This is a genomic window from Priestia sp. P5_B4 (genome assembly GCF_056400385.1).
Genome location: NZ_JBFULJ010000385.1, coordinates 1 through 3,536 on the forward strand (window position 1 = coordinate 1; position 3,536 = coordinate 3,536).

Annotated in this window: 3 protein-coding genes; all 3 read right to left on the reverse strand. The window is 38.6% G+C overall.

Translation table 11 applies throughout. The features are described 5' to 3' along the window. Window positions 1–593: GntR family transcriptional regulator (locus AC1DRF_RS19805; RefSeq protein WP_477741479.1), on the reverse strand; the 593-nt coding region annotated here is incomplete at its 3' end. A gap of 84 nt (window positions 594–677) precedes the next feature. Beyond that, window positions 678–2,018, reverse strand: a complete 1,341-nt coding sequence (gene sftI / locus AC1DRF_RS19810; protein WP_477741480.1) for a sulfoquinovose isomerase — start codon at window positions 2,016–2,018, stop codon at window positions 678–680. 114 nt (window positions 2,019–2,132) lie between these two features. Further along, window positions 2,133–3,536: alpha-glucosidase (locus AC1DRF_RS19815; protein ID WP_477741481.1), on the reverse strand; the 1,404-nt coding region annotated here is incomplete at its 5' end.

Consider the following 3,536-nt stretch of genomic DNA (forward strand, 5'->3'; position numbering starts at 1 on the left):
GCTTCATAAATCGTTGCATTAATAGCAGATACCTTCTCTTTAGCTCGTTTTAAGAAGATTTCATTCTCTTCTAGTACTTCATAAAATTTTGCACTATTTAAATCTTGTTCAACTAGTATTTTCCCAATATGCAGAGGCCAGCAAGAACGTTCAATCGCAATAGGCACTTCATCAGCAAAACGAATTCGTTCAATAACTAAAACCTCTTCTCCAGCGTCCAATTCCAGCATGGAAGTTTCATAATACAAATCTTTTTTAAAGTCAGTACGAATGAGCTTTGAATTCGGTGTTAATCCTTTTTCCGCTACTTCTTCTGCTAGCCCTTTAAGCTTGCCTAAGCTGCCGCCGATAAGTGGCTGAGGCTTTACAATTGTTCCCCTGCCTTGTTTTTTTTCCAGCAGCCCGTCCTGTACTAACATAGAAATAGCTTGTCTTAAGGTAGTACGGCTTACATCAAATTCTTGCATTAATTCTTGTTCTGTTGGAATTAACGTATTGGGCTTCCAAACTTTTTCTTGTATACGTTTAATTAAGACATCTTTTACTTGAAGATAAAGCGCGATATTTTTATTAGAACCTATTGTATCTTTCATTTTCTCAAACTCCTTTTAAGTTAGCGTTTGGTATTATTATATAGTATTGGCTAACTTTTACTGTAGCAGAGAAGTATAATCTTCTTATACATACACCTTTGTTTCTAAATTAAGCATACGCCCTAGTTCAATTAGATGTTCTGTCACATCACCATACACTAGTGCAAAGTGAGGCTCATACCCCGCGTGCATAAGTTCATAAAGTGTGTCTGATGCATTTGTCGCCAGTTCCACTTCTACAGATGTACCTGTAAAAGGCTGCTCTACATCTAATGCATTTCCTTTCATCACTAGAAGGCGATACCCATCAGGCGTATGACTTACCCTGAAGATCGTTACTTCTCCTGCTTTTAATCCAAAATCCATCGCAAAACCAATTTTTCTGTTAGGATGTACCCCTGCTGTTGCTCCGGTAGAAGGATTGGCAAGTGAATATGCTCCTGCACCGCAGTGCCAAAAAACAACCGAGTTTTTTTCTTCGTCTATGTGAACCAAATCTCCAAGGTAAGGTGCATTTCCGCCTGCTAACTCACGCAGGATAAACATGGAGATTGATCCGTGAATATCAGACTCACAAGATGTCACCATTCCGTCTTCCGTAAACTGAGACAGCGTTGAGCACGGAGCAGCTCCTAAATCATTAAAGAAATCGGGCCAGCATCGCATAGCTAGTGCATCTAACTCTTCACTTTGAATGTGCTTTTTAATATATGTGGAAAATTGAGCAAATTTAGTAACGGTTTCATCATTTCGATTTAGACCAATCACCTGCTTTTCTGCCCGCTCAACTTCACCTATCCATTCTTGTTCTGGAAGCTTTACACACTCTTTAAACGCTTCTTGTAAATCCAGCTTATGAAGAGTTACTCCAAGTGCGCTTTTTAATTCTTCTTCGTTAGCTGCTGAAAAAAAGAATCCTGGTGGATAATCTCCCACTACCCCAATTTTTAATTCGTTCAATGCTTTTAACACGCGCATAACATTAATTTGTCTTAATAGACGCTCCTGTAAAGCTTTCTCATCTGGATTTCCAAATACAAATGCAAACGGATGCTGATGGTTGCGCAGCACATTACTGGTGCTATTTCCACCTGTTAGCGAGTTTAAACGTAAACGTCCACCTACACTTGGTTCACGTACTGACCAAACAATTACAGGCTGTTTAAAATACTCCAATATCTTAACCATAAATTCACCGTCAGCAAACGTAACGCTTTGATATAAAACGGTATCAATCTTATTCTCTTTAATTGAATCAAGAAATCCCTGTAGTTCTTCAACTGAAGTTACAATTTGCTCCGGCGCAATCACAGTACTGCAGTTACCTTTCAGCCACTCCATACTTTTTTGACGATAAATTTCAGCTGCTTCAATATCAAATGTTTTTCTACCTATAGGCACATATAAAACTGTCGTGTTTTGCATATAGAGTTCCCCTTGTCGTAAAACTATTTGTTATAACCATTTTAAAATACATCATTACCTTTATCAACACTAATTTTCCGTTTGACTACATTTCTTATATAAATAGCTTTTAAATTAGATGTGAATTAGTTTAGAAAACAACTCACTCCAAATCGATTTTTTGCGGTAAAATACAGGTGGATAACCTAATGGCGCCTGAACAGTAATAGATCCTCCTGTATACTCTTCACCACTCCATACATGGACCCACTGATCTTCTGGTAAATATACTTCCCACTCTGTTTGGTTTTCTTGGTGAACGGGAGCAACAAGTACATCTTCACCAAATAAATATTGGTATTGAATATCATATGTTTTTTCATCTTCTTCATAGTGCATAAACAAAGGTCGCTGAACAGGAATTCCTCGTCGGGCATTTTCTTCTACAAGCKATTTAATATAAGGTGCCATCGTTACATAAACATTAGACATTCTTGCTAAATGTTCTAGTGCTTCTTCATCACCGTCAAACTGGAAACAATCATCCGGACGATTTCCTTCATGTGTTCTCATCATAGGCGTGAAGGCTCCCATTTCTGCCCACCTCATCAGCAGCTCTTTCGAACGTTTATTGCCATGTAAACTTGTATAGCCTCCAATATCGCTATGGTGTAAGCCGCAACCAATCATTCCTGATGATAAAGCTGCAGGAATAACGGAAGCCAAACCATCATCTAGCGACCAATCTACGCTTTGATCTCCGCCCCAAAGAAGCGTACAGTATTTTTGTATGCCCGTATATCCGGCACGCATAAAGTATACAATCTCACCAAGTTTGCCTGCTTCTGATACCGCTTCATAGTTTGCTTTTGCMCACATCGTTGGCCAAGCATTGTGCATCATTTTAGCGTCGATTCCGTTTTTGAGCACAACATCCGTTGGCAAATATTCGCCAAAGTCGGCCATCCATCCGTCTAATCCAAAATCAATCATATTCTCTTTAATAACTTGTTTATACCATTCAGTAGCCTCTTCGTTGGTAAAATCAACAACTCCACAATAAAATTCACCGAAATCCACTAAATACGTATTTCCTTCCGTATTTAATGCCAAGTAACCTTTATCTTCAGCTTCCTTATATAAATCACCTTCAATGGCTACATAGGGATTAATGTAACCTAGAAAACGAATGTCATTTTCTTTCCACTCTGCAATTTTTTTATCTAAATCTGGGTATTCACTCTCGTTCCATTTCCAATTCCACATTAAACGTTTGCCAAAAGAAGTAATACGTTTGCCCTGCCAATCTTGGCACCATACTCCAGATACTTTCATACCTTTTGCTAAAACTTTTTCTAATTTTTGCTCAACAACATCTGTACCACCTTGAATACCTAAAACCACGCCGTTATATACCCAGTCTGGTAGCTCGGGCTGTCTTCCGAATAAACCTGTAATTTTTTCAACTAATTCAAKGTACGTATCCGCCGTTTCAAACAGCATATATTTAGGTACTTCCCAAACCTGCAGTTCATGGAA